The 3,714-nt window shown below is 46.1% G+C and carries 4 protein-coding genes, 2 tRNA genes and 1 pseudogene; 2 read left to right on the top strand and 5 right to left on the bottom strand.

Annotated elements, in window-relative coordinates; genetic code table 11:
- Positions 1 to 147 carry a 30S ribosomal protein S21 gene (rpsU, locus tag RMO27_RS21960; protein WP_309736595.1) on the top strand — a complete coding sequence of 49 codons (147 nt, stop codon included), beginning with the start codon at positions 1 to 3 and terminating at the stop codon, positions 145 to 147.
- A 90-nt stretch (positions 148 to 237) separates the two neighbouring features.
- Here the strand turns inward: rpsU and RMO27_RS21955 are convergent, their stop codons facing one another.
- A complete protein-coding gene (locus RMO27_RS21955) occupies positions 238 to 942 on the bottom strand; it encodes a CPBP family intramembrane glutamic endopeptidase (RefSeq protein WP_309736592.1) in 705 nt (234 codons plus the stop codon).
- A 300-nt stretch (positions 943 to 1,242) separates the two neighbouring features.
- Positions 1,243 to 1,836: a superoxide dismutase gene (locus RMO27_RS21950; RefSeq protein ID WP_309736591.1), complete on the bottom strand. Its 594-nt coding sequence runs from the start codon at positions 1,834 to 1,836 to the stop codon at positions 1,243 to 1,245.
- 423 nt (positions 1,837 to 2,259) lie between these two features.
- Between RMO27_RS21950 and grxC the strand changes: the two genes are divergently transcribed.
- A complete protein-coding gene (gene grxC / locus RMO27_RS21945) occupies positions 2,260 to 2,523 on the top strand; it encodes a glutaredoxin 3 (RefSeq protein ID WP_309736590.1) in 264 nt (87 codons plus the stop codon).
- A 60-nt stretch (positions 2,524 to 2,583) separates the two neighbouring features.
- On the opposite strand, the gene RMO27_RS21940 is transcribed toward grxC, so the two are convergent.
- The 3 genes and pseudogenes from RMO27_RS21940 to RMO27_RS21930 all read right to left on the bottom strand — a co-directional run.
- Positions 2,584 to 2,656: transfer RNA gene (locus RMO27_RS21940), tRNA-Arg, on the bottom strand.
- A 161-nt stretch (positions 2,657 to 2,817) separates the two neighbouring features.
- Positions 2,818 to 2,899 (bottom strand) — tRNA-Leu (locus tag RMO27_RS21935).
- Between the two features lie 168 nt (positions 2,900 to 3,067).
- Positions 3,068 to 3,714, bottom strand: a pseudogene (locus RMO27_RS21930) (aldo/keto reductase); the annotation flags it as partial.

The raw sequence follows: 3,714 nt of genomic DNA, 5'->3' as shown, positions 1-3,714 counted from the left end.
GTGCTACGCCGATTCAAGCGAGAAGTCTCCAAAGCGGGGATTTTTCCTGATATGCGGAAACACCGACACTTTGAAACTCCAATTGAGAAGCGCAAGCGCAAAGCAATCGCTCGACACAGACAGAATAAGCGTCGGTTCCGGACTTAATCTATCTGTTGTCTAAAATATTTAAACCTATTAATCTGTTCGCAGAGTCCTAATAACTCGATCGGGCAGATTTTTAGTATAAATGTATTGTTAACCTAAGAGAATGTGCCAACTAGCGATTTGCAAAGCCAAATCCGCAGCTAGATGACTCAGATAACTAGGCAACAGCGAGTTATAGATCTTCGCACATCTAGCCCATAATACGCCCGCGACAAACACCGCGATCGAGCCGATAACTACCAATCGCCAATCGTCACAATAAGCAGCCAGCAAAATAATGTGGTGCAGCGTAAAAAATCCCGCCGAAATCCAAACTGCGCGTGTCTGCGTCCATAATCTGGCGCAGTGGCGAAAGACAAACCACCGCCACACGTATTCTTCAATTAGTGAATTAACTAGAGTCTGAAAAGTCCCAAAGCCAAATACCATCAGCGGAATATTCATCCCCATTTGGTTGACTCTAGCTCTAATATCAGGAATATTTAACCGATATCTGCCCACCAACCAATAACTGCCCAAAATCGACCCAAACATCAACACGCCGAGCAAGATGCCAACAATCGCGCCATCGAGTGATAATTTCCATCTGAGCGGCTGTCGCTCTATCGATATCTGCCATAGCAACGGGAAGATTAGCATCCAGATTCCACAACAAATCGCGATTCCTTGCCCAATTGCCCCAGGCGCAATAACTGTCGAACAGAGCGCGCCAATACTCGTGATGGGAACGATCAATAACAATGCGAGGATCGAGCGATTGCGGTTGAGTCGATCGATATCTTGAGTCGATTTCATAGATTAAATTAAGAATGGGAAGATGTTCTTAACTTAATTCCTAAACTGAGTTAGTTGGCGATCGATCGGACAGTTATTCGATCGTCCATCTTCCCATTCTCTAGCACCGAGTTGACTCGATGTCTATGTATTGCTGCTGAAATTACCAACTCTCAGCTCGGTTCGATCAGTCCTACTGCCAGTGAGATCAAACTGAGGCAATTGCCACCTGAAGCGGATTGCCAGTCAGAATTGTCTTCAAAATTGCCGTAATTCACATGAGGGAGCAGAGTGAATGGACGCTTGCGCGTCCACTAATGACTATTTGAGGTTAGCCGCTGCGAAATCCCAATTTACCAAGCTATCTAGGTAAGTACTGATAAAATCTGGGCGACGATTTTGGAAATCGAGGTAGTAGGCATGTTCCCACACATCCAGCGTCAGCAGCGGAGTTTGACCGTGAACGAGGGGATTTTCGGCATTACCAGTTTTGGTAATCTTGAGCGTACCACCATCGTTAACCAGCCAAGCCCAACCACTACCAAATTGGGTTGTCGCAGCAGCTTTAAAGTCTGTTTTAAATTGGTCGAAGCTACCAAAGGCAGCATCGATTTTTGTCGCCAATTCGCCAGTTGGGTTACCACCACCATTAGGCTTCATCGATTTCCAGAAAAAAGTGTGATTCCACACCTGAGCGGCATTATTAAAGATGCCTGCTTTACTGGCATCACCAAAACTACCTTTAACAACATCTTCGATCGACATATCCGCCATCGGCGTATCTTTGGTGAGATTGTTGAGGTTAGCCACATAGGTAGCGTGGTGCTTGCCATAGTGAAACTCAAACGTCTTTGCGGACATATGTGGCTCTAAAGCACTGACATCATAAGGCAAAGCTTCTTGTACGAACGCCATTGGGGATGCTCTCCTAAAAATTATTAGTATTCTCACTCTATGCTGACTATAGCAAATTTAGCTATCCAGAGGCCAGTGAATATACACAACCATGTTTGTCAGAGTGCATTCTGAGGCGATCGACAATCGATGCGATCTTCAAAATCCAGCCTTTTGACTGAGAGAATTACGTACAACTGGCGGATGGTCACGCGTGAATTTACGAGTATAGTTGAGTCATATTAGTTACCCAATAACTACTGCAACTTAGATCGCTATTTACTGGTGGTCTATTTTTTGTGTCTATACTTATCCAGTGTTTATTTAAGTGCGATCTCCAGTTTTAGAGGACGATCGATCCAGTGAAGACCGCATTCGAGCGATCGCCAGCGAAAAATGTCAAGATAGATAGGTAAAACCTGGATTAAATTAGCTAAAGTTGCTATGCAGCCAAATATTGAAATCTACACCTGGCGAAGTTGCCCGTACTGTATCCGCGCCAAAGCGTTGTTGAAGAGTAAGGGTGTCGAGTTTACTGAGTATGCGATCGATGGAGACGAGCAGGCTCGGTCCAAAATGTCCGACAGAGCCAATGGTAAACGATCCGTTCCCCAAATTTTCATCGATGATGCGTACATTGGTGGATGTGACGATCTTCACGATTTAGACGATAGCGGTAAGTTAGATCCGCTACTGGGTATCGCCTGAATTTATTAACCACAAAAAAGCAGCCAAGTCTTGAAATTGGCTGCTTTTTTGCTATATCTATGAGCACGGAGGGATTCGAACCCCCGCTCCTCAGGACCGGAACCTGATGCTCTATCCACTGAGCCACGTGCCCTAACTGCTGAAATTATATCATAACCTATTTGCCAAAGTTCGATCGACTAACTTTCGGAAAAACTCGCAACTGTTGTCACCAGTTAACTTCACTGGAGCTGTGAAGGTGACTTTAAGAAACAACCCCAATCTCTGTGCAGAGATTGGGGTTGTTTCTATGAATGCGGATGGGGAGACTCGAACTCCCAAGGACTAAGCCACACGCACCTCAAGCGTGCGCGTATACCAATTCCGCCACATCCGCTTGTTGAATTTTTCTTGAGGTGCGTTTTATGCGCTTTGCTAACTTAGCACATTTTATTAGGCTAGTCAATGGAGTTGGAAGTTGGAAGAGGAGAGCGGACGCAAGCGTCCGTTTTCTTATTATTCATCTTTCTCTTACTCTTCTCATCGCTCCAAACTCCCAACTATTTCAACTCTGGGACAATCTTTTGACTTCCATCCCACCGAGGAGTAAATCGGTTTCCCTAAGTAGAGCGGGGATTTTGGTGGCATGGGGACTGGCGGCTAGACAGGCTGAAAAATCTAGTGCTTCGATGTTAGTGGCTTTAGCACCAGGAAACCAGTGTCCGCCGTTTTCGAGCAGATTGTAGCGCATTTGGCCGTACTCGATCATGTCATAGGCGATCGCCAGATTTCGCAGCCAGAGGATGGTGTGGATATTGATATTCCCAGGGGTATCTGAAGGGGCTGGCAAGCCCTCTTTCCATGTGCGTACCCACTCTGTCCCCAGTTTACTAGTTGCGGCCTGTTCTAGGCGATCGATAATCGGAGGCAGCAACTCGGTGGTGCGATCGAGCAATGGTAGTGTCTGGAGATGCTCGTCAAAATCGCTGGGTGTGGCGGCACCGATACTGAGGGTATGGATTTGGGGATGACTCAGACAGAAGAGATTGTTAAAAACGATCGGACTGAGGGGTTGGCAGAGTTCGACTAATTTTGCCGATGGTTGGTTGAGTAAGCCGCCTTTATTCGTGGGACTGATAATAAATACACCCAGATCGTGACGAGTGGCCGCTTCGATTGCCGGCCAATTAGTTTGATTGATATAGTACCAAT

The organism is Chamaesiphon sp. OTE_75_metabat_556, assembly GCF_031378165.1.
Lineage (GTDB): Bacteria > Cyanobacteriota > Cyanobacteriia > Cyanobacteriales > Chamaesiphonaceae > Chamaesiphon.
Note: the sequence above shows the minus strand (reverse complement) of the source record. Positions and strands in the feature narration are given on the sequence as shown.